Origin of the sequence: Kytococcus sedentarius (assembly GCF_041937525.1) — a bacterium.
In the GTDB taxonomy this organism is placed as follows: domain Bacteria; phylum Actinomycetota; class Actinomycetes; order Actinomycetales; family Dermatophilaceae; genus Kytococcus; species Kytococcus sedentarius_A.
This window is the reverse complement of record NZ_CP169391.1, coordinates 828,553-852,230: the sequence shown is the minus strand read 5'-3', so window position 1 is coordinate 852,230 and position 23,678 is coordinate 828,553. Positions and strand designations below refer to the sequence as shown.

Annotated in this window: 23 protein-coding genes; 12 read left to right on the top strand and 11 right to left on the bottom strand. The window is 70.8% G+C overall.

The window, feature by feature from the left end; translation table 11 throughout:
- Window positions 1-2: 2 nt before the first annotated feature.
- Window positions 3-1,166, bottom strand: a complete 1,164-nt coding sequence (tal, locus tag ACEY2A_RS03990) for a transaldolase (protein ID WP_374929583.1) — start codon at window positions 1,164-1,166, stop codon at window positions 3-5.
- A 2-nt stretch (window positions 1,167-1,168) separates the two neighbouring features.
- Window positions 1,169-3,301 (bottom strand): transketolase, encoded by a 2,133-nt coding sequence (tkt, locus tag ACEY2A_RS03985; protein WP_374929582.1) that lies wholly within the window; start codon window positions 3,299-3,301, stop codon window positions 1,169-1,171.
- 283 nt (window positions 3,302-3,584) lie between these two features.
- Between tkt and ACEY2A_RS03980 the strand changes: the two genes are divergently transcribed.
- Window positions 3,585-4,523, top strand: a complete 939-nt coding sequence (locus tag ACEY2A_RS03980; RefSeq protein ID WP_374929967.1) for a heme o synthase — start codon at window positions 3,585-3,587, stop codon at window positions 4,521-4,523.
- Between the two features lie 541 nt (window positions 4,524-5,064).
- Here ACEY2A_RS03980 and ACEY2A_RS03975 read toward each other — a convergent pair.
- The 3 genes from ACEY2A_RS03975 to ACEY2A_RS03965 all read right to left on the bottom strand — a co-directional run bounded on the left by ACEY2A_RS03975 (window position 5,065) and on the right by ACEY2A_RS03965 (window position 7,556).
- Complete coding sequence (locus tag ACEY2A_RS03975; protein ID WP_374929581.1) at window positions 5,065-6,015, bottom strand: heme A synthase; 951 nt, start codon at window positions 6,013-6,015, stop codon at window positions 5,065-5,067.
- 81 nt (window positions 6,016-6,096) lie between these two features.
- Window positions 6,097-6,834 carry an ABC transporter permease gene (locus tag ACEY2A_RS03970; protein WP_374929580.1) on the bottom strand — a complete coding sequence of 246 codons (738 nt, stop codon included), beginning with the start codon at window positions 6,832-6,834 and terminating at the stop codon, window positions 6,097-6,099.
- Window positions 6,831-7,556, bottom strand: coding sequence for an ABC transporter ATP-binding protein (locus tag ACEY2A_RS03965; protein ID WP_374929579.1), 726 nt, complete (start codon window positions 7,554-7,556; stop codon window positions 6,831-6,833). Before ACEY2A_RS03965 ends, ACEY2A_RS03970 begins: the two co-directional genes overlap by 4 nt.
- Window positions 7,557-7,655: 99 nt before the next feature.
- Between ACEY2A_RS03965 and ACEY2A_RS03960 the strand changes: the two genes are divergently transcribed.
- Genes ACEY2A_RS03960 through ACEY2A_RS03925 form a run of 8 tightly spaced genes read left to right on the top strand, consistent with a single transcriptional unit; the run spans window position 7,656 to window position 14,431 of the window.
- Complete coding sequence (locus ACEY2A_RS03960) at window positions 7,656-8,369, top strand: helix-turn-helix transcriptional regulator (protein WP_374929578.1); 714 nt, start codon at window positions 7,656-7,658, stop codon at window positions 8,367-8,369.
- Window positions 8,366-9,817: a Fe-S cluster assembly protein SufB gene (gene sufB, locus ACEY2A_RS03955; RefSeq protein WP_374929577.1), complete on the top strand. Its 1,452-nt coding sequence runs from the start codon at window positions 8,366-8,368 to the stop codon at window positions 9,815-9,817. Before ACEY2A_RS03960 ends, sufB begins: the two co-directional genes overlap by 4 nt.
- On the top strand, window positions 9,817-11,130 hold the full coding sequence (gene sufD / locus ACEY2A_RS03950) for a Fe-S cluster assembly protein SufD (protein WP_374929576.1): 1,314 nt from the start codon (window positions 9,817-9,819) through the stop codon (window positions 11,128-11,130). Before sufB ends, sufD begins: the two co-directional genes overlap by 1 nt.
- Window positions 11,130-11,495: a non-heme iron oxygenase ferredoxin subunit gene (locus ACEY2A_RS03945; RefSeq protein WP_374929575.1), complete on the top strand. Its 366-nt coding sequence runs from the start codon at window positions 11,130-11,132 to the stop codon at window positions 11,493-11,495. Before sufD ends, ACEY2A_RS03945 begins: the two co-directional genes overlap by 1 nt.
- Before the next feature lie 32 nt (window positions 11,496-11,527).
- A complete protein-coding gene (sufC, locus tag ACEY2A_RS03940) occupies window positions 11,528-12,289 on the top strand; it encodes a Fe-S cluster assembly ATPase SufC (RefSeq protein ID WP_374929574.1) in 762 nt (253 codons plus the stop codon).
- Window positions 12,290-12,291: 2 nt separating this feature from the next.
- Window positions 12,292-13,617, top strand: a complete 1,326-nt coding sequence (locus ACEY2A_RS03935; RefSeq protein WP_374929573.1) for an aminotransferase class V-fold PLP-dependent enzyme — start codon at window positions 12,292-12,294, stop codon at window positions 13,615-13,617.
- Window positions 13,617-14,108, top strand: a complete 492-nt coding sequence (sufU, locus tag ACEY2A_RS03930; RefSeq protein ID WP_374929572.1) for a Fe-S cluster assembly sulfur transfer protein SufU — start codon at window positions 13,617-13,619, stop codon at window positions 14,106-14,108. The genes ACEY2A_RS03935 and sufU overlap by 1 nt, the downstream gene beginning before the upstream one ends.
- Entirely contained in the window at window positions 14,105-14,431 is a 327-nt protein-coding gene (locus tag ACEY2A_RS03925) for a metal-sulfur cluster assembly factor (RefSeq protein WP_374929571.1), read from the top strand. Before sufU ends, ACEY2A_RS03925 begins: the two co-directional genes overlap by 4 nt.
- A gap of 105 nt (window positions 14,432-14,536) precedes the next feature.
- Here the strand turns inward: ACEY2A_RS03925 and ACEY2A_RS03920 are convergent, their stop codons facing one another.
- Window positions 14,537-15,970, bottom strand: a complete 1,434-nt coding sequence (locus ACEY2A_RS03920) for a dicarboxylate/amino acid:cation symporter (RefSeq protein ID WP_374929570.1) — start codon at window positions 15,968-15,970, stop codon at window positions 14,537-14,539.
- 308 nt (window positions 15,971-16,278) lie between these two features.
- On the bottom strand, window positions 16,279-17,259 hold the full coding sequence (locus ACEY2A_RS03915) for a neutral zinc metallopeptidase (RefSeq protein WP_374929569.1): 981 nt from the start codon (window positions 17,257-17,259) through the stop codon (window positions 16,279-16,281).
- Between the two features lie 144 nt (window positions 17,260-17,403).
- On the opposite strand from ACEY2A_RS03915, the gene ACEY2A_RS03910 reads away from it, so the two are divergent.
- The gene (locus ACEY2A_RS03910) at window positions 17,404-18,927 is read left to right on the top strand and encodes an OFA family MFS transporter (protein ID WP_374929568.1); all 1,524 of its coding nucleotides are present in this window, start codon (window positions 17,404-17,406) and stop codon (window positions 18,925-18,927) included.
- Window positions 18,928-18,969: 42 nt separating this feature from the next.
- Here ACEY2A_RS03910 and ACEY2A_RS03905 read toward each other — a convergent pair whose 3' ends face one another.
- A complete protein-coding gene (locus ACEY2A_RS03905; protein WP_374929567.1) occupies window positions 18,970-19,545 on the bottom strand; it encodes a hypothetical protein in 576 nt (191 codons plus the stop codon).
- 116 nt (window positions 19,546-19,661) lie between these two features.
- Here ACEY2A_RS03905 and ACEY2A_RS03900 point away from each other — a divergent pair, with 116 nt between their 5' ends.
- Entirely contained in the window at window positions 19,662-21,260 is a 1,599-nt protein-coding gene (locus tag ACEY2A_RS03900; protein ID WP_374929566.1) for an ABC-F family ATP-binding cassette domain-containing protein, read from the top strand.
- A 28-nt stretch (window positions 21,261-21,288) separates the two neighbouring features.
- Here the strand turns inward: ACEY2A_RS03900 and ACEY2A_RS03895 are convergent, their stop codons facing one another.
- Genes ACEY2A_RS03895 through ACEY2A_RS03885 form a run of 3 tightly spaced genes read right to left on the bottom strand, consistent with a single transcriptional unit; the run spans window position 21,289 to window position 22,707 of the window.
- Window positions 21,289-22,107 carry an SURF1 family protein gene (locus tag ACEY2A_RS03895; protein ID WP_374929565.1) on the bottom strand — a complete coding sequence of 273 codons (819 nt, stop codon included), beginning with the start codon at window positions 22,105-22,107 and terminating at the stop codon, window positions 21,289-21,291.
- Window positions 22,107-22,316, bottom strand: coding sequence for a hypothetical protein (locus ACEY2A_RS03890; protein WP_015779322.1), 210 nt, complete (start codon window positions 22,314-22,316; stop codon window positions 22,107-22,109). The genes ACEY2A_RS03895 and ACEY2A_RS03890 overlap by 1 nt, the downstream gene beginning before the upstream one ends.
- Window positions 22,309-22,707, bottom strand: a complete 399-nt coding sequence (locus ACEY2A_RS03885; RefSeq protein ID WP_374929564.1) for a DUF3099 domain-containing protein — start codon at window positions 22,705-22,707, stop codon at window positions 22,309-22,311. The genes ACEY2A_RS03890 and ACEY2A_RS03885 overlap by 8 nt, the downstream gene beginning before the upstream one ends.
- A gap of 153 nt (window positions 22,708-22,860) precedes the next feature.
- On the opposite strand from ACEY2A_RS03885, the gene fabG reads away from it, so the two are divergent.
- Entirely contained in the window at window positions 22,861-23,574 is a 714-nt protein-coding gene (fabG, locus tag ACEY2A_RS03880; protein ID WP_374929563.1) for a 3-oxoacyl-ACP reductase FabG, read from the top strand.
- Window positions 23,575-23,678 lie beyond the last annotated feature (104 nt).

Sequence of the window (23,678 nt, the reverse complement as noted above, 5' to 3'; positions counted from 1 at the left end):
TCTCAGGCCTTGGCGGCGTCGAGCTGCTCGGTCACGGACTCCAGCAGGTCGGCCCATGCGTCGGCGAACTTCTCCACGCCCTCGCGCTCCAGCTTCTCCACGACGTCCTGGTAGCGGATGCCCAGGGCCTCCAGGGCGTCGAGCACCCGGGCGGACGCCTCGTAGGTGTCCTGCACCGTGTCGCCGGCGATCTCCCCGTGGTCGGCCACGGCCTCCAGGGTGTTGCCCGGCATCGTGTTGACGGTGTTCGGGGCCACCAGCTCGGTGACGTACAGCGTGTCCGGCAGCGACTCGTCCTTGACGGAGGTCGAGGCCCACAGGGGGCGCTGGACGGTCGCCCCCGCATCGGACAGGTTCTCCCAGCGCGGGGTGGAGAACACCTCGTCGTAGGCCTGGTAGGCCAGCCGGGCGTTGGCCAGCGCGGCCTTGCTCTTCAGCTCGGCGGCCTGCGGGTCGTCCACCGCGTCCAGCTGCTTGTCCACCTCGGCGTCCACGCGGGAGACGAAGAAGCTCGCCACCGAGTGGATCTGCGAGAGGTCCCGGCCGGCCTCGCGGGCCTGCTCCAGCCCGGTGAGGTAGGCGTTCATGACGCCGCGGTAGCGGTCCAGGGAGAAGATCAGGGTCACGTTGACGCTGATGCCCTGGGCGATCGCCGCCGTGATGGCCGGCAGCCCCTCCACGGTGGCGGGGATCTTGATGAGCAGGTTCGGACGGTCGATGGTGGCCCACAGACGCTCGGCCATGTCGATCGTGCCCTGCGTGTCCGCCGCGAGGCGGGGATCCACCTCGATGGAGACGCGGCCGTCCTGGCCACCGGTGGCGTCGTACACCGGGCGCAGGAGGTCGCACGCCTCGGCCACGTCGGTGGTGGTGATGCGGTAGACCGCCTCGTCCACGTCGACGCCCTCGGCGGCGAGCTCACGCACCTGCTCGTCGTAGTCGGCGGCCTCGGACAGCGCCTTGGAGAAGATGGACGGGTTGGTGGTCACACCCACCACGCCGCGGGTGTCGAGCAGTTCCTTCAGCTCGCCCTCGCGGACCATGGGGCGGGACAGGTCGTCCAGCCAGATGGAGACGCCCTGCGCGGAGAGGTCGCGCACCGGCTGGGGCGCGTCCGGGAAGTCGAGCGTCGTGACCTTGCTGGCCTCGGGGGTGGTGTGCGTCATGCTCACTGTCCTTCCACAATCTTCAGGGACTTCTTGGCGGCGGCCACGGTGGCCTGGGGGGTGATGCCGAACTTCTCGTAGAGCACCTCGTACGGCGCCGAGGCGCCGAAGTGCTCCAGCGAGACGGCCTGGCCGGCGTCGCCGAGGATGTCCCACCAGGACATCGCCACGCCGGCCTCGACCGAGACCCGGGCACGCACGGCCGGCGGGATGACCTCCTGGCGGTAGGCCTCGTCCTGCTTCGCGAACCACTCGCGGCAGGGCATGGAGACCACCCGGGTACCGATGCCCTCCGCCTGCAGGGCCTCACGCGCCTCGAGGGCGATCTGCACCTCGGAGCCGGTGGCCACGATGAGGACCTTCAGCTCGCCCTCGGCGTCGGCCAGGGTGTAGCCGCCCTTGGCGGTGCCCTCGGCGGAGGCGTACTTCTCGCGGTCGATGTGGGGGACCTCCTGGCGGGTGAGCGCCATGGCGGCCGGGTGGTCCACGTGGCCCAGGATGGTGCGCCACGCGACGGCGGTCTCGTTCGCGTCGGCCGGCCTCACCACATCGAGGTCGGGGATGGCGCGCAGCGACGTCAGGTGCTCGATCGGCTGGTGGGTGGGTCCGTCCTCGCCCAGTCCGATGGAGTCGTGCGTCCACACGTAGGTGACCGGGGCGTTCTGGATGGCGGCCAGGCGCACGGCCGGGCGCATGTAGTCGCTGAAGGTCAGGAAGGTTCCGCCGTAGGGACGGGTCAGGCCCTCCAGGGCGATGCCGGTCAGCGCCATGCCCATCGCGTTCTCACGGATGCCGAAGTGCAGGGTGCGGCCGTACTTGTTGCCCTGGAACATGTTCGTGGACTTGCTCTCGGGCACGAAGCTCGGGACGTTGTCCATGGTGGTGTTGTTGGAGCCCGCGAGGTCGGCGGAGCCGCCCCACAGCTCGGGCATCACCTCGGCCAGCGCGTTGAGCACCTCACCGGAGGCCTTGCGGGTGGCCATCGGCTTGTCGTCGGCCGACCAGGTGGGGAAGGCGTCGGCGAAGCCCTCCGGCAGCTCCTGGGCCACCAGGCGATCCAGCAGCTTCGCGTTCTCGGGGTTGGCCTCGCGCCAGGCCTGGTAGCCCTTCTCCCACTCGGCGTGGGCGGCGGCGCCACGGTCGATGACCTTGCGGACGTGCTGGAGGACCTCGTCCTCCTCGGGGAAGTGCACCTCGGGGTCGAAGCCGAGCAGCTCCTTGGTGGCCGCCACCTCGTCCTCGCCGAGGGCCGACCCGTGGGCGGTGCCGGTGTTCTTCTTGTTCGGTGCCGGCCACCCGATGATGGTGCGGAGCTTGATGAGGGTGGGCTTGCCGTCGGCCTGCTTCGAGGCCTCCAGGGCAGCCCACAGGGCGTCGACGTTCTCGGTGTAGGGCTCGCTGACGCGCCAGTCGACGGTGACTGTGTTCCAGCCGTAGGCCTCGTAGCGCTTGGTGACGTCCTCGGAGAACGAGATGTCGGTGTCGTCCTCGATGGAGATCTCGTTGTCGTCGTAGATGACGGTGAGGTTCTCGAGCTCCTGGTGGCCGGCGAGCGAGGACGCCTCGGCGGTCACACCCTCCATGATGTCGCCGTCGGAGGCGATCACCCAGATGTGGTGGTCGAAGGGGGAGGTGCCCGGTGCGGCGTCGGGGTCGAGCATGCCGCGCTGGCGACGCTGTGCCATCGCCATGCCCACGGCGGTGGCAAGGCCCGATCCCAGCGGCCCGGTGGTGGCCTCGACACCGGTGGTGTGGTGCACCTCCGGGTGGCCGGGCGTCTTGGACTCGTAGGTGCGCAGGGCCTTGAGGTCGGCCATCTCCAGGCCGTACCCGGAGAAGTAGAGCTGGATGTACTGGGTCAGGCAGGAGTGACCGGCCGAGAGCACGAAACGGTCACGGCCCAGCCAGTTCGGGTCGTTCGGGTCGTGGCGCATCACCTGCTGGTAGAGCAGGTAGGCGGCCGGCGCGAGGGACATCGCCGTGCCGGGGTGGCCGCTGCCGCACTTCTCCACGGCGTCGGCGGCGAGGATCCGGGCGGTGTCCACGGCACGCAGGTCGGTGGCGGTCCACCCGACCGTCTGGGCGATCGGGTCGGCGAGCTGGCTGTCGCGGGTGGGCTGGGTGGACTCGGTCACGCTTGCTCCTCGAGTTGGGGGCCGGCGCGTGGGTCCATCTCTCCGGGGACCCGCGACACCGGTGCGTCCTGCGGTCCGCGCGTCGTCGAGCGGCCTGTTGGGGCCAACCCTATGCCGAACCACAGCATTCCGGCAGAGGGGGAGGACGGCGGACAACGACGCTGCGTCGCAGGTGGGAACCGGGCAGATACGATGGGCCACTGCAGCGGCGGGTCACCGATCCACGCTGCCCAGGAACACCACCCACTGTCGAGAGGACGCCGTGACTTCAGGGGCTGATCAGGTGACGGCTACCGGCCTCACCCCCGCGGACACCGACCGGATGTCCACCGTGCGGGCCTACGTCTCCCTGTGCAAGCCCCGCATCATCGAGCTGCTGCTCATCACCACCTTCCCGGTGATGTTCCTGGCCGAGCGTGGGGTGCCCAGCTGGTGGCTCGTGATCGCCACGCTGATCGGTGGAACCCTGTCGGCCTCCAGCGCGAACGTCCTGAACTGCTACCTGGACCGCGACATCGACGCCAAGATGCACCGCACCAGCAACCGCCCATTGGTGACGGGTCAGATCAGTCCCCGGAACGCACTGGTGTTCGGTGCCGTGCTGGGCGTCGCCTCGGTGCTGTGGCTGGGCCTGCTGGTGAACTGGCTGTCGGCCGCCCTGTCGTTCGGCGCCATCGTGCTGTACGCGTGGTTCTACACGATCGTGCTCAAGCGCCGCACCAGCCAGAACATCGTCTGGGGTGGGGTCGCTGGGTGCATCCCGGTGCTCATCGGCTGGTCGGCGGTCACCAACACGGTGGAGTGGCCGGCCCTGGTGCTCTTCCTGTTCGTCTTCTTCTGGACCCCGCCGCACTACTGGCCGCTGTCCATGCGCTTCCGTGACGACTACGCCAACGCCGGAGTGCCGATGCTCCCGGTGCTGGAGGACAACGTCGCCGTGGGTCGCAAGATCGTGCTCTACGCCTGGGCCACCGTGCTGACCTCGCTGGTGCTCATCCCCGTCGCGCCGATGGGGTGGCTCTACACGGTCGTGGCCGTCCTGTCCGGCGGCCTCTTCCTCACCGAGTCGCACACCCTGCTGCGCGGTGCACGGGCCGGGCTGTCCGAGGCGGAGATCAAGCCGATGCGGCTGTTCCACTACTCCATCAGCTACGTCAGTGTGCTGTTCATGGCCGTGGCCATCGATCCGCTGGTGTACTGGGCGCTGCCCGGCCTGGGCTGAGTCCCCGGGCTGGCGGGCCGCGCGCGACCGCCTTGCCCCATCCATTCGTCGTTCTTGGGGGCCCGCCGTATCCATTCGTCGCGGTTGGGGCCACATCGGGCCTGAGAGCCCGAACTACGACGAACAGTTGGCCCCGCCCCCAACAGCGACGAACAGTCCACCCCGCCCGGGCCCTTGCAGGGACTCGCCCCCATCCATTCGTCGTTCCTGGGGCCCGCCGTATCCATTCGTCGTTCTTGGGGCCCCGCCGCATCCATTCGTCGCGGTTGGGGCCACATCGAGCCTGAGAGCCCGAACTACGACGAACAGTCCACCCCGCCCCCAACAGCGACGAACAGTCCACCCCGCCCGGCCCCGGCCCGGCAGCGGATGCCCGGGATGGAAGCGCTGCCGTGTGGCAGAGCGGTCGCCCTGGCAGCCGGTACGTCACACGGGGACCGGTATTGGCAGCCGGTACGTCACACGGGGACCGGTCATGGCAACCGGCGTGCCACACAGGAAGGGGAGAGGTGCCACACGGACACCCCGCCGCCCGGCCAGCTCAGCGGCGGACGGCCAGCACCGCCCAGGTGAGCGCCCAGGTGAGCAGGCACGCGCCCAGCATGTGCAGCCACACCATCGGCGCCGGCACGGCCAGGGCGTACTGCACGTACCCCAGCGCCCCCTGCGCCAGGCTCACGAACAGCACTGCCCACCACGCGGTCCGCGCCTCGCGGGAGGACTCCCGCAGCAGGTGCAGTGCCAGCAGCATCGCCACGACCAGGCCGCAGAACAGCATCACGGAGTCCGCGTGCAGCCAGCTCATGGTCTTGGGGTCCCAGGGGTAGCGGGCCGGCTCGTCCGCATCACCGGAGTGCGGGCCCGCGCCGGTGACGAAGGTCCCCAGCAGCAGCACCACGCCCCCCATGAAGGCCGTGAAGAAGGCCACCACGTTCACGGGGCGGGGGAGCGGCTCGGGCATGACCGCCTCGGCCGTCCGGTCGAACCACAGCACCGCTGCGGACGCGGCCACCAGCACCATCGACACCAGGAAGTGCGCGCTCACGGTGGCCGGGTGCAGGCTGGTGAGCACCGTGATCCCCCCGAGGACCGCCTGCACCACGATGCCCACCAGCACGGCGATCGCCCACGGCAGCTGGCGCGCCCGGCGCTCGCCCCCGCGGGCGATGATGGCCAGGGTCAGCAGCAACGCCACGATGCCCACCAGGCCGGTCAGGGTGCGGTTGCCGAACTCGATGTAGGGGTGCCAGCCGTCCTCCGGCGTCACCACCGGCGTGATCGAGCCCTCGTGGCACTCGGGCCAGCGCGGGCAGCCGAGGCCGCTGGCCGTGAGGCGCACCAGACCACCGGTGAGCACGATGCCGATCTCGACGGCGAGGTTGAGCCACAGCAGCGGCCGCACCATGGTGCCGAGCCACCGCCAGGCGCGCTGACCGAACCCCCCGGAGAAGGCCGGGGCGGGACGGGGGGACGTGGGGGAGGGGGTGCTCACGGGGGCAAATCCTACGTCCTGTCGTGGACGCCCCGCCGGCACCCCGACGCGGCGCCGACCGCCCGCAGGGCCAGCCGCGCGTCAGTCCGACCAGCGGAAGATGCGCGTGGCCACCACCCCGCCGAGCACCGCCCAGGCGCCGAGCACCGCCATCGCCCCGAGGTCCCACTGCCCGTGGGCGAGGGCCGCGCGCAGGCCGTCCCCCAGGGCGCCCGATGGGGTGAGCCTCACCAGCTGCGCCCAGGGGTCACCGAACCGCTCGCTCGGCAGCAGACTTCCGAGGGCCAGGAAGACCACCCACAGCAGGTTGGCCACCGCCAGCACCGCCTCGGCCCGCAGCCGACCGCCCACCAGGACCGCCAGCACCACGAACGCCGCGGCCCCCAGCACGCCGACCACCAGCGCCGGCAGGACGCCCGCCGGCTCCGGCCGCCAGCCGAGCGCCAGGCCCACCGCGCCCAGCACCACCACCTGCAGCGCGATCACCGCCAGCACCGCCAGCGCCCTGCCGGCCACCAGCCCGCCGGTGCCCAGCGGGGTGGTGCCGAACAGCCGCAGCACCCCGTACCGCCGGTCGAAGGCCAGTGCGATGGCCTGCCCCGTGAACGCGGTGGACATGACGGCCAGCGCGAGCACGCCGGGGACCGCGAGGTCGATGCGGGAACCGGCGCCCAATGAAGGCACGGAGGTCCACGCCAGCGCGAGCAGTGCCAGCAGGGGCAGCACCATCGAGACCAGGAGCTGCTCACCGTTGCGCAGCAGCACACCGGTCTCGTAGCGGCCCTGGGCCAGCACCCGCTGGGAGGCAGAGCTGCTCACGGGGCCACCTCCCGCCCGGTCAGTGCGAAGAAGCGCTCCTCCAACGTTCCGCCCTCGGAGACCTCGGCGGGTGTTCCCTGCGCCAGGCAGCGGCCGGCATCGATGACCACCACGTGGTCGGCGAGCCGCTCGGCCTCCTCGAAGTTGTGGGTGGTGACCACCACGGCCGCTCCCTCCTGGGCGATGCGGCGCACCACGTCCCAGACGTCCAGCCGGCTGTGCGGGTCGAGCCCGGCGGTCGGCTCGTCCAGGAAGGTCACCCGAGGCCGGGGAACGAGGGCCGCGGCCAGCGCCACGCGCTGCTTCTGCCCGCCGGAGAGTCGGCGGATGATGCGGCGGTCGAAGGCCTGGATGCCGAGTCGCCGCCACAGGTCCTGCCAGGGCCGGGGCTCGGGGTACAGCCGGGAGAGGTGGGCCAGCAGCACCGAGGGCCGCACCCCGGTGGGCAGGCCCCCGTCCTGCAGCGACACCGACACGCGCCCGCGGTGTTCCGCAGGGGCGCCCCAGGGCTCGACCCCCAGCACACGGACGCTGCCCGATGTGGGGCGCAGCAGTCCCATGGCCGTCTCCACCATCGTGGACTTGCCCGCCCCGTTGCGTCCGAGCACGCAGGTGACCGCGCCGGCGGGCGCGTGGAAGGTGAGGCCGTCCAGGGCCGCGAGGTCGCCGCGCAGGAGGCGCACGTCATCGAAGCTGACCGCGGGGGAGGAGGGGGTGGGCACGGGGAGAACCCTACTTCGGCCCCCCGGCGGGGCGAATGCGGGTGAGGCAGGCCTACCTTGGACGGGAATTGTCAATTAGCGCACACTGTTGTTGTGTTTATGAGCGAGCAGGCGACCACCACCCGGGACCGGGTGCGCTCTGCCGTCTCGCAGGACGGTCCCATCACGGCGCGGGAGCTCTCGCGCCAGCTGGACCTCACCCCCGCGGCGGTGCGGCGTCACCTCGATGCCCTGGCCGCGGAGGGCACCATCACCGAGCACGATGCCAGCACCCCCGGTCAGCGGGGGCGCGGACGGCCGGCCCGCGCCTGGGTCCTCTCCGATGAGGGGCAGGCCACCCTGCCGACCGCCTACGATGCGGTCGCGCTGGAGGTCCTGTCCTTCCTGGAGGACACCCAGGGTCCGCAGGCGGTGGAGCAGTACGCCCGTGACCGGGCCCGCCGCCTGGTGGCCCAGTACGCCGAGGAGGTCGAGCGCGCCGGGGACGACCCCCTGGACCGTGCCGCGGCCCTCTCGGCGGCGCTCCGCGAGGACGGGTTCGCCTCGTCCGTGCGCGAGGTGCCGCAGGTCCGCGGACTGCAGCTCTGCCAGGGCCACTGCCCGGTGCAGAACGTGGCAGAGGCCTTCCCCGCGCTGTGCGAGGCGGAGGCCGATGCCTTCTCCGAGCTGCTGGGCGTGCACGTCCAGCGCCTGCAGACCCTGCCGGCCGGCGGGCACGTCTGCACCACCTTCGTCCCTGCGGCCACGGTGACCAGCCGCCCGCAGGGTTCCGACACGACCACCCACCCCACCACCGAGGAGAGGTCACGATGACCACGACTGCCGATGGCACCCCCAGCGGCGCCTCCCACATCGAGGAGCTGAACCCGGGCCTGAAGGACCTGGGCCGCTACGAGTACGGATGGCGAGACAGTGACGAGGCCGGCTCGACCGCCCAGCGTGGCCTGTCCGAGGCCGTGGTGGAGGACATCACCACCCGCAAGAACGAGCCGGAGTGGATGCGCACCATGCGCCTCAAGGCCCTGCGGCTGTTCGACCGCAAGCCAATGCCCCACTGGGGCTCGGACCTCTCGGACATCGACTTCCAGAACATCAAGTACTTCGTGAAGTCCACCGAGAAGCAGGCCACCACCTGGGACGAGCTGCCCCAGGACATCAAGGACACCTACGACAAGCTGGGCATCCCGGAGGCGGAGAAGCAGCGCCTCATCGCGGGTGTCGCGGCACAGTACGAGTCGGAGGTCGTCTACCACCAGATCCGGGAGGACCTGGAGGAGAAGGGCGTCATCTTCGTCGACACCGACACGGCCCTGCGCGAGCACGAGGACCTGTTCCGCGAGCACTTCGGCAGTGTCATCCCCTCCGGTGACAACAAGTTCTCGGCGCTCAACACGGCCGTGTGGTCCGGTGGCTCCTTCATCTACGTGCCGCCGGGCGTCCACGTGGACATCCCGCTGCAGGCCTACTTCCGGATCAACACCGAGAACATGGGCCAGTTCGAGCGCACGCTGATCATCGCCGACGAGGGCTCCTCCGTGCACTACGTGGAGGGCTGCACCGCCCCGATCTACCAGTCGGACTCGCTGCACAGCGCGGTCGTGGAGATCATCGTCAAGAAGAACGCCAAGGTGCGCTACACGACCATCCAGAACTGGTCGAACAACGTGTACAACCTGGTGACCAAGCGGGCGACCTGCGCCGAGGGAGCCACCATGGAGTGGATCGACGGCAACATCGGCTCGAAGGTGACCATGAAGTACCCGGCCGTCTTCCTGATGGGGGAGCACGCCAACGGCGAGACCCTGTCGGTGGCCTTCGCCGGTGAGGGTCAGCACCAGGACGCCGGCGCCAAGATGGTGCACAACGCCCCGCACACGACCAGCTCCATCGTGAGCAAGTCGGTGGCCCGTGGCGGAGGCCGCACCTCCTACCGCGGCCTGGTGCAGGTGGCGGAGGGCGCGTACGGCTCCAAGTCCTCGGTGGTCTGTGACGCCCTGCTGGTGGACCAGATCTCCCGCAGCGACACCTACCCCTACGTCGACATCCGCGAGGACGACGTGCAGATGGGCCACGAGGCCACGGTCTCCAAGGTGTCCGAGGACCAGATGTTCTACCTGATGTCCCGCGGTGTCTCCGAGACCGAGGCCATGGCCATGATCGTGCGCGGGTTCGTGGAGCCCATCGCCCGCGAGCTGCCCATGGAGTACGCCCTCGAGCTGAACCGCCTGATCGAGCTGCAGATGGAAGGAGCCGTCGGCTGATGTCGCTGCTCAGCAAGACCGACGAGAACACGCACGACACCGCGCAGAACGCCACCGGCGGTCTCACTCCCGCCGCCAGCCACACCGACCCCGCCAGCCAGCTGGTGGGCGACGGGGTGCCGGACGCCTCGCGCGCCGAGCGCCTGCGCTCCTTCACCCCGGGTGACTTCCCGATGCCGTCGGGCCGCGAGGAGGAGTGGCGCTTCACGCCGCTGGACCGCCTGGGCTCGCTGCTCACGGAGAAGGAGACGGACACCGCGGGCGCGACGCCGGCGGTGACCTACGAGCTCAGCTCCGAGGAGCACGTGGCCGGCACGCTGGCCCCGGGGCAGGCGCCCCGCGGGACCGTGCTCGTGCCGGAGGATCGCGCGGCGGCCGTCGCCTCCGCCGGCACGGCAGAGGCCCTGCACGTGCGCATCCCCGCGGACGCCGAGCTCACCGAACCGGTCGTCGTGCGCATCGACGGCCAGGGCGCCGGGCGCCGCTCCAACGGCCACGTGGTCATCGAGGCCGGCCGTCACAGCCAGGGTCTGGTGATCCTGCACCACACCGGCACGGCCGAGCACACCGAGAACGTCGAGGTCATCGCCGGCGACGGCTCGCAGCTCACCGTGGTCTCCCTGCAGGAGTGGGAGGACGATGCGGTGCACACCGGCCAGCACGAGGCCCGCATCGGCCGCGATGCGAGCTTCCGCCACATCGTGGTCACCCTGGGCGGCGACCTGGTGCGCCTGAACACCAACGTCTCCTACGACGGACCCGGTGGCTCGGCCAACCTGTTCGGCGTCTACTTCGCCGACTCCGGCCAGCACCAGGAGCACCGCGTGTTCGTGGACCACAACGCGCCCAAGTGCCACTCGGACGTGCTCTACAAGGGCGCGCTTCAGGGTGAGACCGCACGCACCGTGTGGGTGGGTGACGTGCTGATCCGCGCCGAGGCCGAGGGCACCGACACCTACGAGATGAACCGCAACCTCGTCCTGACCGACGGGGCGCGCGCCGACTCGGTGCCGAACCTGGAGATCGAGACCGGTGAGATCGAGGGCGCGGGCCACGCCAGCGCCACCGGCCGGTTCGACGACGAGCAGCTCTTCTACCTGATGGCGCGCGGGATCCCCGAGGACGAGGCCCGCCGACTGGTGGTGCGGGGCTTCTTCGCCGACATCGTCGGCCGCATCGGCGTGCCCGAGGTGACGAGCCGCATCATGCGCGCCATCGAGGTGGAGCTCGGCTTCGAGCCCTCCGAGGCCGAGGAGATCACCGACCTCGAGGACGCGGCGGAGGCGGCGTCCTCGGACGAGGCGATCGTCTGATGGCGGGCACCTCCGACGCGCCGGCGACCGGCGCCATCCCCGCCGGGCAGGCCGAGGAGTACCTGGTGGGCACGCTCGAGGAGCTGCCCGCCGTCGGCGGCGCGGTCGTGGAGCTCGGTGGCCGCCGGGTGGCCGTGGTGCGCGACTCCGCGGGCACGGTCCACGCCATCGACGACACCTGCACCCACGCCAACGTCTCGTTGGCCGAGGGCGAGGTCATCGGCGACACCATCGAGTGCTGGCTGCACGGCTCGGAGTTCGACCTGAACGACGGCTACCCCCTCAGCCTGCCGGCGACCAAGCCGGTGGCCGTGCACCGCGTACGCCTCGACGGCCCCTCGATCTACGTCACCCTCGCGGACTGACACCGCGACCCACATCTGAGAGAAGGACACACATGAGCACCCTGGAGATCAAGGACCTGCACGTCTCGGTCAGCACGGACGACGGTGAGGACAAGGAGATCCTCAAGGGCGTCACCCTGACCATCAACTCCGGTGAGACGCACGCCATCATGGGCCCGAACGGCTCCGGCAAGTCGACCCTGGCCTACTCCATCGCCGGCCACCCGAAGTACCAGGTGACCTCCGGATCCATCACCCTCGACGGCGAGGACGTGCTGGAGATGAGCGTGGACGAGCGTGCCCGCGCCGGCCTGTTCCTGGCCATGCAGTACCCGGTGGAGGTGCCCGGCGTGACCGTGAGCAACTTCCTGCGCACGGCCAAGACCGCCGTGGACGGCGAGGCCCCCAAGCTGCGCACCTGGGTCAAGGACGTCAAGAACACGATGGCCGACCTGCGCATGAAGCCCGAGTTCGCCGAGCGCGACGTGAACGCCGGCTTCTCCGGTGGCGAGAAGAAGCGCCACGAGATCCTGCAGATGGAGCTGCTGCAGCCGAAGATCGCCGTGCTGGACGAGACGGACTCCGGCCTGGACGTGGACGCGCTGCGCATCGTCTCCGAGGGCGTCAACCGCTCCAAGGAGGCCTCGGACATGGGCGTGCTGCTGATCACGCACTACACGCGGATCCTGAACTACATCACCCCCGACTTCGTGCACGTCTTCGTGGACGGCACCGTGGCCGAGGAGGGTGGCCCGGAGCTGGCCGACCGCCTGGAGGCCGAGGGCTACGACCGCTACCTGCAGGCCACGGTCTGAGCGTGTCGGCACTGACCACCTCCGAGCTCCGGGAGCTGCGCGAGCAGTTCCCGGTGCTCGCCCGCACCGTGCGCGGCGGGCGGCCGCTGGTGTACCTGGACTCCGGGGCCACCAGTCAGCAGCCGCTGGCCGTGCTGGAGGCCGAGCGGGAGTACCTCACCCAGCACCGCTCCGCCGTGCACCGGGGTGCGCACCAGTTGGCCGAGGAGGCCACGGACGCCTTCGAGGGCGCCCGGGAGACGGTGGCCCGGTTCATCGGCGGGCAGGCCCGGGAGGTGGTGTTCACCAAGAACGCCACCGAGGCCCTGAACCTGGTGGCCTACGCGTTCTCCAACGCGGCGGCCGCCGGTGCCATGGAGGGCGCCGACCCGGCCGTGGCCGAGCGCTTCCGGCTGGGCCCGGGCGACACCATCGTCACCACCGAGGCCGAGCACCACGCCAACCTCGTGCCGTGGCAGGAGCTCGCCCGCCGCACCGGGGCCACCCTGCGCTGGCTGCCCCTGCTGTCGGACGGACGGCTTGATCTGGGCGCGCTGGAGACGGTGGTCGACGAGACCACCAAGGTGGTGGCCTTCAGCCACGTCTCCAACGTCACCGGCGCCGTGGCCGACGTGCCCGCCCTCGTGGCCCGTGCCAAGGCCGTGGGTGCGCTGACCGTGGTGGACGCCGCCCAGTCGGTGCCGCACCTGCCGGTGGACGTCGCCGCGCTGGACGTGGACTTCCTGGCCTTCACCGGCCACAAGGTGCTGGGCCCCTCCGGCATCGGTGTGCTCTGGGGCCGCTACGAGCTGCTCGAGGCCATGCCGCCGTTCATCACGGGTGGCTCCATGATCGAGATCGTGCGCATGGAGGGCTCCACCTACGCCCCGCCGCCGGCCCGCTTCGAGGCCGGGGTGCCCATGACCAGCCAGGCCGTGGGCCTCGGCGCGGCCCTCGACTTCCTCGAGGAGATCGGCATGGACCGGGTGGCCCAGCACGACCGGGAGCTCGTGCAGTACGCCCTCGACGGCCTGGCTGAGCGCCCCTGGGTGACGGTCATCGGCCCGACCAGCACCGGTGACGGCCCCGTGGCCGAGCGCGTCGGCTGTGTCTCATTCACCGTGGATGGGGTGCACCCGCACGACGTGGGGCAGGTGCTGGACGACTCCGGCATCGCCGTGCGCACCGGTCACCACTGCGCGTGGCCGCTGCACCGCGCGCTGCGGGTGCCGGCCACCACGCGTGCGAGCTTCTCGGTGTACTCCACCCGCGAGGACGTGGACGCGTTCCTCACCGCCCTGGACCGTGTGCCGGAGGTCTTCGGCAGCATGATGGAGGTTCCCGCCTGATGGACCTGTACGCAGAGATCATCCTCGACCACTCGAAGAACCCGCAGAACGCCGGGCTCCGCGAGCCGTTCGAGGGGGAGGCCCACCACGTGAACACCTCCTGTGGCGATGAGGTGACGGTGCGCGTCCACGTGGACACCACCACCGAGCCGCCGCAGGTGGTGGACGTCTCCTACGACGCGATGGGGTGCAGCATCTCCACCGCATCGACCTCGGTGATGACCGAGGAGACGATCGGCCACGACGCCACCGAGGTGGCCGGCAGCCTGGCGGAGATGAAGAAGATGCTCACCTCGCGCGGCCAGTACGGCGGCGACGAGGAGCTCATCGGCGACGGCGTCGCCTTCGCGGGGGTGTCCCAGTACCCGGCACGCGTGAAGTGCGCGCTGCTGGGATGGACCGCCCTGACCGACGCCCTCGCCCGCGCCGGGGTGGACATCACCGGCGAGCAGCAGGACAGTGAAGTACCGACGAACGGAGCACAGGCATGAGCACGCAGACTGCGGCAGCCAGCACAGAGGACGTCACCGAGGCCCTGCGTGACGTCGTGGACCCCGAGCTGGGCATCAACGTCGTGGACCTGGGCCTGGTCTACGGCACCACCGTCGAGGAGGACGGCAGCGCCGTCATCGACATGACCCTCACGTCCCCGGCCTGCCCGCTGACGGACGTCATCGAGGACCAGATCGCCGGTGTGCTGGAGGGCATGGTCACCCACCACGTCATCAACTGGGTCTGGATGCCGCCGTGGGGTCCGGACAAGATCACCGACGACGGCCGCGAGCAGCTGCGCGCCCTCGGCTTCAACATCTGAGGCGAGCCCGCACCGCCGCACCGGCACACGCCAAGGGCCCGGATCCCCCGATGGGGTCCGGGCCCTTCGGCGTGTCGGGAGGGTGCCCGACGGGGCCGGCCCGGGTCAGGTCCCGGCGGGCTCGCGAGTGCTGGGCTCCTCCACGCCAGCGGCGTCACCGGGTGCCTGCTCTGCAGCATCGGCGTCCTGCGCCAGGTCCTCGTCGGCGTACGCGACGGCGCCGCGCTCCGCATCGAACAGCGAGCGGTCGAGCAGGCCCTCACGCTTCGAGACGATGGTGGGCACCACCGTCTGTCCGGCGACGTTCACCGCGGTGCGACCCATGTCGAGGATGGGGTCGACGGCCAGCAGCAGACCCACGCCCTCGAGGGGAAGGCCCAGCGTGGACAGGGTGAGCGTGAGCATGACCAGTGCGCCGGTGAGACCAGCGGTGGCGGCCGAGCCGAGGACGGAGACGACCACGATCAGCAGGTAGTCGGTGATGCCGAGCTCCAGGCCGAAGAACTGCGCCACGAAGATCGCGGCCACGGCCGGGTAGATGGCGGCGCAGCCGTCCATCTTGGTGGTGGCGCCGAAGGGGACGGCGAACGAGGCGTACCCCGAGGGGACACCCAGGTTCCGCTCGGTCACGCGCTGCGTGAGCGGCATCGTGCCCAGCGAGGAGCGGGAGACGAAGCCGAGCTGGATGGCCGGCCACGCCCCGGAGAACCACTGGCGCACCGAGAGTCCGTGGGCCTTCAGCAGGGCCGGGTACAGACCGAGCAGCACCAGCGCCAGGCCTGCGTACACGGTGAGCACGAAGATGCCCAGGCTGCCCATCGTGGTCCAGCCGTAGGTGGCCACAGCGCGACCGATGAGGCCCGCGGTGCCGAGGGGGGCGAGCAGGATGACCCACCAGAGCACCTTCTGCACGATGGCCAGCGCCGAGCGGCTGAAGGACAGGAAGGGCTCGGCCTCCTTGTCCACCTTGACCGCGGCGATCCCCACCGCGATGGCGATGACCACGATCTGCAGGGCGTTGAAGCTCAGGGAGACCTCGCCGCCGTCACCGGCCTCGGCCGACAGGCCCAGGATGTTGGTGGGCACCAGTCCGGTGAGGAAGTCCAGCCAGGAGCCACCGCCGTCCGGGGCGGCTGCCGCGTCGGGGGAGACCGAGGTGTTGCGGCCCGGCTGGGTCACCAGCGAGAGCACGATGCCGATGGTCACCGAGACCAGCGCGGTGATGGCGAACCAGAGGAGGGTCTGGCCGGCCAGGCGGGCGGCGTTGCCCAGGTCGCGCAGGTTGGCGATGGAGGCGACCACCGCGAGGAAGATCAACGGCGGCACCAGGGTCTTGAGCAGTGTGATGAAGGTGTTGCCGACGATGCTCAGGGTCTCGGTGAGCCAGTTGGGGTTCTCGGCGTCACCGCCCAGGCCGCGGGCGACGGCGCCCAGGGCGACGCCGATCACGAGGCCCAGGAGGATCTGCATGCCGAAGGAGGGAAGCCAGCGACGACGGGCCGGCTTCGTGACCGCGGCGGTTGCGGGGGAGGAGGACACGGGTGTTCCTTTCACACGACACCGCCGTCACCGGGCACGGTGCGCGGTGACGGGCGGGGCGTCGGACGTGGGGTTGTGCGGAGGGGACGGTGGAGCTGCTGGCGGGGCGCTCAACATCGCGTCGTGCAGGTACGCCCCAGGTCCACGTGCAGGCGGCGCGTGAGATCGAGGGGCATGACTCCATCTTATGGGTTCCCAAAGGGGAAGTGCACCCGCAGGGCCTGTGTCGTCTCCCACAGGCCCTGCCCACACAGACGCCCCCGCCCGGTCGCGGACCGGGCGGGGGCGTGGGCACTGGGGCAGGGCCGTCAGAGGTTCTCGGCGCGGAAGGTGTCGCAGGAGGTGGCGGAGCCACCGTTGTAACCCTCCATGAACCACTTCTGGCGCTGTTCGGAGGTGCCGTGCGTGAAGGCATCGGGATTCACTCCCCGGCCGCTGCGCTCCTGGATGTTGTCGTCACCCACCGCCGCGGCAGCCTCGAGGGCGTCGTTGATCTGCTCCTCGGTCACCGGCTCGATCAGCTGGGTGCCGCCCTCGTCGGTGGTCTTCGAGGCGTTGGCCACCCACGCACCGGCCAGGCAGTCGGCCATCAGCTCCACCTTCACGGCACCGGACTCAGGGCCCTTCGGGTCCTTCTGCGACTCCTCCAGATAGCCCAGGATGTTCTGCACGTGGTGCCCGTACTCGTGGGCCACGATGTACATCTGCGCGAGGCTGGTGTTGTCCGCGCCGAACTTGTCCAGCTCGTCGAAGAAGGCCGGGTCGATGAAGATCTGCTCGTCGGCCGGGCAGTAGAAGGGGCCCACCTGGTTGGAGGCGGTGCCGCATGCGCTCTGCGTCTGGCCGCTGTAGATGACCGTGGTGGACTTGCGGTACTCCTTGGAGGGATTGGTCACCTCGGGCAGCGCCCCCTGCCAGTACTGCTGCACGGAGTTCACGGTGCCGATCACGCGGCAGTCCGTGTGCTCGTTGGCGTCCGCGCCGGTCTTGCAGTGCGAGAAGTCGCCGTTGCCCCCACCGAAGGAGCCGGTGTCACCCTGGGCCTCGGTGTTGCCGCCGCCGAAGCCCCACGGGCTGTCCTGCTGCTGGCCACCACCCTGCTGGCCTCCACCACCCTGCTGGCCGCCGCCGTCGTCTCCGCCGCCGCCCAGCAACTGGAACAGCAGGTAGGCCACGATGAGCAGCAGACCACCGCCACCACCGCCCACCACGGCGCCACGGCCGAGGCCGCCGCCGCCTCCACCGGAGACCTGGGAGGTGTCCAGCCGCGCGTTGTCGTTGAAGGTCATGGTGACTTCCTCGGGTGCTCGAAGGTCATGTCCGCGACAGCGTAGCCCCCGGCCGGCCGTGTTCCGTTCCTTGAGGCGTCACTCATGGCAGCATGACGCCAGTCCGGGAGACTCGCGTCCCGGCGTTCCCTCCCGGAGGCACTCATGGCATTCCTCAGCAAGTCCGGGTCGGTGGCCGGGCCCGGTTACAGCCGATGGCTGATTCCCCCCGCCGCCCTTGCGGTCCACCTCTCGATCGGCCAAGTCTACGCCTTCTCGGTCTTCAAGTCCTCGCTGGTGGACCACTTCGAGTCCAGCCAGACCGCCGTGGCGTGGGTCTTCAGCATCGCGATCGTGGTGCTGGGGCTCTCGGCCGCCATCTTCGGCACGTGGGTGGAGCGCAACGGTCCTCGCCGGGCCATGTTCGTCTCTGCGCTGTGCTGGGCCACCGGGTTCGCGGTGGGCTCGGTGGGCATCGCCACCGGGCAGCTGTGGCTGCTGTACCTGGGCTACGGCGTGATCGGCGGCATCGGCCTGGGCATCGGGTACATCTCCCCGGTCTCCACGCTCATGAAGTGGTTCCCGGAGCGCCCCGGCCTGGCCACCGGCATGGCCATCATGGGCTTCGGTGGCGGGGCGCTGCTCGCCTCACCGCTCTCCAACCGCCTGATGTCCCTCTACGACCCCAGCTACAGCCCCACCACCGCAGGCTCGTTCGCCGACGGCCGCGCGCTCACGCTGACCTTCCTCACCCTGGGGGCCGGGTACCTGGTGCTCATGCTCATCGGCGTGGCGCTCATGCGGCTTCCGCAGGGATTCGGTGACGACAGCACCGCTGCCCACCGCCCGGGGCACGGCGGCTCGCTGGTCCGCGCCGGCACCGCCCTGCGTACCCCGCAGTTCTGGCTACTGTGGACCGTCCTGTTCTGCAACGTCACCGCCGGCATCGGCATCCTCGAGCAGGCAGCCCCCATGATCCAGGACTTCTTCCGCGAGAACGGCACCAGCGCCGTGACCGCAGCGGCCGCCGGCGGCTTCGTGGGCGTGCTGTCCTTGGCCAACATGGCCGGCCGCTTCGCCTGGTCCTCCCTCTCGGACGTCATCGGCCGCAAGTGGACCTACACCGGCTACCTCGGCATCGGACTGGCGGCCTACGCCGCCCTGGCGCTGGTGGGTAGCAGCTCCACCGTCGTCTTCATCGCCCTGGCGGTCGTCATCATCAGCTTCTACGGCGGCGGCTTCGCGACCGTCCCGGCGTACCTGAAGGACCTGTTCGGCACCCTCGAGGTCGGCGCCATCCACGGCCGTCTGCTGACGGCCTGGGCCGCGGCCGGCGTGGCCGGTCCGCTGATCATCAACACCGTGCTCGACGCTGCGGGTGAGCCCGGCACCATGACCGCCGGTGACTACCGTCCCGCCCTGTTCACGATGGTGGGTGTGCTGGCGGTCGGTCTGGTGGCCAACCTGCTGATCCGCCCGGTCGACTCCCGTCACACGGACGCCGAGGCGGCCCGCACCGCCCAGGCCCACGCCGACGACCGCGCCAAGGGCGTCACCGCCGGTGCGGCCTCCGACGGCACGGCCAGCTCGCCGGTGCTCGTCACCCTGGCCTGGCTCGCGGTCGGCCTGCCGCTGGCCTACGGGCTGTGGTTCACGGTCGAGCGCGCCAGCAAGCTGGTTCTCGGCTGACCGCCGTCCCGATCAGCTGACCCGGACCGGCTGCGCAGGGCCTCACGCCCAGCGCAGCCGGTCCAGCAGCATGGCCATCTGCTCGGGCACCTCGTCGGCACCCAGGGCTCCCGCGAGGATCCCCGCAGCCCGTTCCTTGCGGCCCGACGCCACACCGCAGAAGCGGTGCAGCTGCTCCTCGAGCGGTCGGCCCACCCACGCGTCCTGCCGCTGCAGCGCCTCGAGCTTGCCGCCCAGCCCGGCCTCCACGAGCACCTCCCGGGCCCGCTGCGCGCCGTGGGCCCTGATGAGCTCGCCCTCGAGGTCGGGCTCACAGACGAAGAAGCCGTACACCGGCAGGTCGCTGGCGTCCTGCACCGGCAGCCCGTCCTGCTGCAGCGCCCGCACCACCACGTCGGACTCGGCCTGGTCGCACAGCCCCACCACGTCCACGTCGCCGCGCAGCAGCCGCACCTCCTTGAGCACCCGCCCCATGTTCGTCACGCCGTCGGTGGAGACCAGCTCGACGGGCGCCGGGTCGATGCCGGCAGTCGCCATCAGCGCCCGCACGGCGGCGACGTCGCTCACCCCCTCGAGCAGCACGATCGTGCGGGCATCCGATGCGGTGAGGTCGACCATGCTGCAAAGGGTAGGACCTGCTGCGCTCCGGGTCCGTAGACTGTGTCCTCGCCCGCGGGGTCCCGCACCACCGCGCGGCCCCGTCCACCACCCCCGCCCCGCCCAGGAGCACCCCTGTGATCACCGTGTCCGGCCTCGAGCTGCGCGCCGGCCCCCGTCTGCTGCTCGAGCCCACCAGCTTCCGCGTCGGTTCGGGTGACCGCATCGGACTGGTGGGGCGCAACGGCGCCGGCAAGACGACGATGACGAAGGTCCTCGCGAAGGAGTCCCTGCCCGCCGCCGGGTCGGTGTCCAGCTCGGCTCCGGTCGGTTACCTGCCGCAGGACCCACGGACCGGTGACCTGCACGTGACCGGCCGCGCCCGCATCCTCTCCGCACGTGGCATGGAGGACGTCGTTGCCCGCCGGGAACGCGCCGAGGCCGAGATGGCTAGCGAGGACCCCGCGGTCCGCGACAAGGCCATGCGGCGCTACGACCGGGCCACCACCGAGTTCGAGGCCGCCGGCGGGTACGCCGCCGAGTCAGAGGCCGCCACCATCTCCGGAGCGCTTGGCCTGCCCACCCGCATCCTCGACCAGGAGCTCGCGACCCTCTCCGGTGGACAGCGACGCCGCATCGAGCTGGCGCGCATCCTGTTCTCCGACGCCCAGACACTGCTGCTGGACGAGCCCACCAACCACCTCGATGCCGACTCCATCGCGTGGTTGCGCGACCACCTGAAGAACTACACCGGCGGCCTCATCGTCATCAGCCACGACGTCGACCTGCTCGATGCGGTGGTGAACAAGGTCTTCCACCTGGACGCCAACCGCAGCGCCCTGGACCAGTACAGCCTGGGCTGGAAGGCCTACCTCAAGCAGCGGGAGGTGGACGAGCACCGGCGCAAGCGCGAGCTGGCCAACGCCACGAAGAAGGCCGAGGCACTCATGGCCCAGGCCGACAAGATGAAGGCCAAGGCCACCAAGGCCACGGCCGCCCAGAACATGGCCCGTCGTGCCGAGCGCCTGCTCTCCGGCGTGGAGGGGGAGCGGCAGGCCGACCGGGTGGCCGCCCTGCGCTTCCCGACCCCCGCCCCCTGCGGCAAGACGCCGCTGCGGGGGCACGGGCTCTCGCGCAGCTACGGCTCGCTGGAGATCTTCACCGACGTGGACCTGGCGATCGACCGCGGCTCCAAGGTGGTGGTGCTGGGCCTCAACGGCGCGGGCAAGACCACATTGCTGCGCATCCTGGCCGGGGTGGATGCCCCGGACACCGGTGAGGTCGCTGCGGGCCACGGCCTGCGCATCGGCTACTACGCGCAGGAGCACGAGAACCTGGACGTCGGACGCACCGTGCTGGAGAACATGAAGTCCAGCGCCCCGGAGCTCGACGAGACCGGCGTGCGCAAGGTGCTGGGTTCGTTCCTGTTCAGCGGGGACGATGTGGACAAGAAGGCCGGCGTCCTCTCCGGTGGCGAGAAGACCCGCCTCTCGCTGGCGATGCTGGTGGTCAGCGGCGCGAACGTGCTGCTGCTCGACGAGCCCACCAACAACCTCGACCCCGCCAGCCGGGCGGAGATCCTCGAGGCCCTGCGGCACTACGAGGGCGCCGTCGTCCTGGTGAGTCACGACGAGGGGGCTGTGCAGGCGCTCGACCCCGAACGCGTCCTGCTGCTGCCCGACGGCATCGAGGACCTGTGGAACCCCAGCTACCTGGACCTGGTGACCCTGGCCTGATCACCCGCCGGGTTCGCTCGACGACGCCTCAGGCGTCCTCCTCGTCCCAGATGCGGGTCTTCTTGCGGGCTGCCTTCGCCGCACGACGGCGCTCCCGCTCCTCGGCGGGCAGGGTCAGCATCGCCTCGTTGCGCACGGCGAACACCCACATGCCCAACGGGAAGAGCACGGCCAGCCACCACTGCCAGGCGTAGGCCTGGTGGGGGCCCAGGTCGGTGGACGGGGGGTCCAGCGGGTTGGGCCGCGGGTCCGCGCCGTCGTCCCGCATCAGCAGGAAGGGTTCGGCGAGCTCCAGACCGGTCTGCTGCTCGACGTCACCGGGGTTGACCATGTCCACCTGCCCCTCGGGCAGGTCGCGGTCCCGGGAGGGCTCGCTCGGGCGCAGCCAGGCGCTCAGGGTGATCTCGCCGCTGGGTGCGGGCGGGATCTCCGGCAGCGTCTGCGCGTCCGGCCCGTTGGGCACCCAGCCCCGGTTCACCAGGATGGTGGGGCCATCGACCGGCTCGAAGGGCACGAGGACCTCATAGCCGTAGGTGGACTTGCTGGCCGTGCCGAACCACGGGCGGTTGCGCACCAGCGTCTGGTGCTCGGGCAGGTACCGGCCCTCCACCTCGGTCACGGTCCACTCGTCGGTGAACTCGTAGGAGCCGTCCGGGCGCACCAGGTCGGTGTAGGGCACCGCCGGGGCGTCACGATGGGACTCGAGCCGCTCGACGGCGTGCACCTTGGCCTCGTGCCGGTGCCACTGCCACAGGCCCATGCGCCAGAACACACCGGCCACCAGCAGTGCGAGCAGGAGCGCTGCCAGCCACCTCGGCTGCAACGCGGTCCGGAACCAGCGGCCCATCAGCCGTCCCCCTTGGTCAGGTCGGCCACCGGGATGGTCTCGCGGTGGAAGCCCCGCAGGGCCACGAAGTCGGTCAGGTACTGCACGTGCTCGTCGCAGGCCGTCCACACCTTGCGGCGCTCGGGGGAGTGGAGGGCGGGGTTGTTCCACACCACGGCGTGCTGCGCCCGAGCCCTGCAGGCCGTGGCGCTGCAGATCACCTCAGTCATCGACGACGTCCCCCACGATCACCTCGGAGCTCGACTCCCTCCGGGGGCCGGTCGGCTCCCCGGTGGGCGCGGTCAGACCCTCGCGACGCGGCGTCACCGCCTGCGGCCCGTCCGCCTCCGGATCGGCCCGGCGCGCGTTCGCCAGCACCACCGCGACGTAGGGAATCACTGCGGCGAACGTCAACAGCGCCACGCCCACGACCACGCTGATGTCGGCGATGATGAGCCACGCACCCAGGGGGAAGGCGATGATGCGCAGCCCCATCTGCACCAGGTACACCTTCATGCGGTGCTCGCGCTCCCGCGCCGCGGAGTGCGCGGCACTGGTGACGGAGGCAACGGGCGCGCGGTCGGCGGGGCCGGGGCGGGATCGCTGGGTGGTGCTGACCATGAGGCCCCCAGTCTACGCGCGGCCCACCGACTCACGACAGCCCGTCGTAGCTGCGTCCGGGCCCGCGGGGTGGTTGCCCCGGGCCCGCAGAACGTGTGACGCAGTGCACCGCCCAAGGGGACACCACCGGGCGCGCGGTCTAGGGTGCCTCTGATGAGCACCACACGACGCGTCCTGGTCACTGGCGGCAACCGAGGCATCGGCGAGGCCATCGCCCGCCACCTCACCGAGCAGGGACACGAGGTGGTGGTCACCTCCCGCAGCGGCGACGCCCCCGAGAACCTGCGCGCCGTGGCCTGCGACGTGACCGACACCGCCTCGGTGGACCAGGCCCTGAAGGACGCCGAGGAGGTCCTGGGCGGCACCGTCGAGGTCCTGGTGGCGAACGCCGGCATCACCGCCGACGGGCTCTCCATGCGCATGAAGGACGATGACTTCGCCTCCGTCCTGGACACCAACCTGCACGGCGCCTTCCGCTGTGTGCGGGTCGCCCAGAAGGGCATGATCCGGGGCAAGTTCGGCCGCATCGTGCTCGTCGGGTCGGTGGTCGGCCTCTACGGCTCGCCCGGTCAGGCCAACTACGCGGCCTCGAAGGCGGGCCTGGTCGGCCTGGCCCGGGCCCTGACCCGCGAGCTCGGCAGCCGCGGCATCACCACCAACGTCGTCGCCCCCGGTTTCGTGCAGACCGACATGACCGACGCCCTGCCCGCCGAGCGGCAGGAGGCCTACCTCGCCTCCATCCCGGCGGGCCGCTTCGCACAGGCCGATGAGGTGGCGCACGCCGTGGCCTACCTCGCCTCCGACGGCGCCGGCTACGTCTCCGGCGCGGTCCTGCCCGTCGACGGCGGGCTCGGCATGGGGCACTGACCCACGTCAGACCGCCCCGCGCCCCCCGAAGAACCCCACCCCCTCCCCACACCCACCACAGGAGCCCCGATGAGCGAGACCACCCCCACGAAGAAGACCACCGG

Coding starts and splice junctions, on each gene's coding strand:
- sufD (WP_374929576.1), top strand. CDS start 9,817: ATGTCGCTGCTCAGCAAGACCGACGAGAACACGCACGACACCGCGCAG.
- ACEY2A_RS03945 (WP_374929575.1), top strand. CDS start 11,130: ATGGCGGGCACCTCCGACGCGCCGGCGACCGGCGCCATCCCCGCCGGG.
- ACEY2A_RS03895 (WP_374929565.1), bottom strand. CDS start 22,107: ATGGGCCGCTGGTTCCGGACCGCGTTGCAGCCGAGGTGGCTGGCAGCG.
- ACEY2A_RS03910 (WP_374929568.1), top strand. CDS start 17,404: ATGGCATTCCTCAGCAAGTCCGGGTCGGTGGCCGGGCCCGGTTACAGC.
- ACEY2A_RS03885 (WP_374929564.1), bottom strand. CDS start 22,707: ATGGTCAGCACCACCCAGCGATCCCGCCCCGGCCCCGCCGACCGCGCG.
- ACEY2A_RS03960 (WP_374929578.1), top strand. CDS start 7,656: ATGAGCGAGCAGGCGACCACCACCCGGGACCGGGTGCGCTCTGCCGTC.
- ACEY2A_RS03925 (WP_374929571.1), top strand. CDS start 14,105: ATGAGCACGCAGACTGCGGCAGCCAGCACAGAGGACGTCACCGAGGCC.
- sufC (WP_374929574.1), top strand. CDS start 11,528: ATGAGCACCCTGGAGATCAAGGACCTGCACGTCTCGGTCAGCACGGAC.
- ACEY2A_RS03915 (WP_374929569.1), bottom strand. CDS start 17,259: ATGACCTTCAACGACAACGCGCGGCTGGACACCTCCCAGGTCTCCGGT.
- sufB (WP_374929577.1), top strand. CDS start 8,366: ATGACCACGACTGCCGATGGCACCCCCAGCGGCGCCTCCCACATCGAG.
- ACEY2A_RS03905 (WP_374929567.1), bottom strand. CDS start 19,545: ATGGTCGACCTCACCGCATCGGATGCCCGCACGATCGTGCTGCTCGAG.
- fabG (WP_374929563.1), top strand. CDS start 22,861: ATGAGCACCACACGACGCGTCCTGGTCACTGGCGGCAACCGAGGCATC.
- tal (WP_374929583.1), bottom strand. CDS start 1,166: ATGACGCACACCACCCCCGAGGCCAGCAAGGTCACGACGCTCGACTTC.
- ACEY2A_RS03890 (WP_015779322.1), bottom strand. CDS start 22,316: ATGACTGAGGTGATCTGCAGCGCCACGGCCTGCAGGGCTCGGGCGCAG.
- sufU (WP_374929572.1), top strand. CDS start 13,617: ATGGACCTGTACGCAGAGATCATCCTCGACCACTCGAAGAACCCGCAG.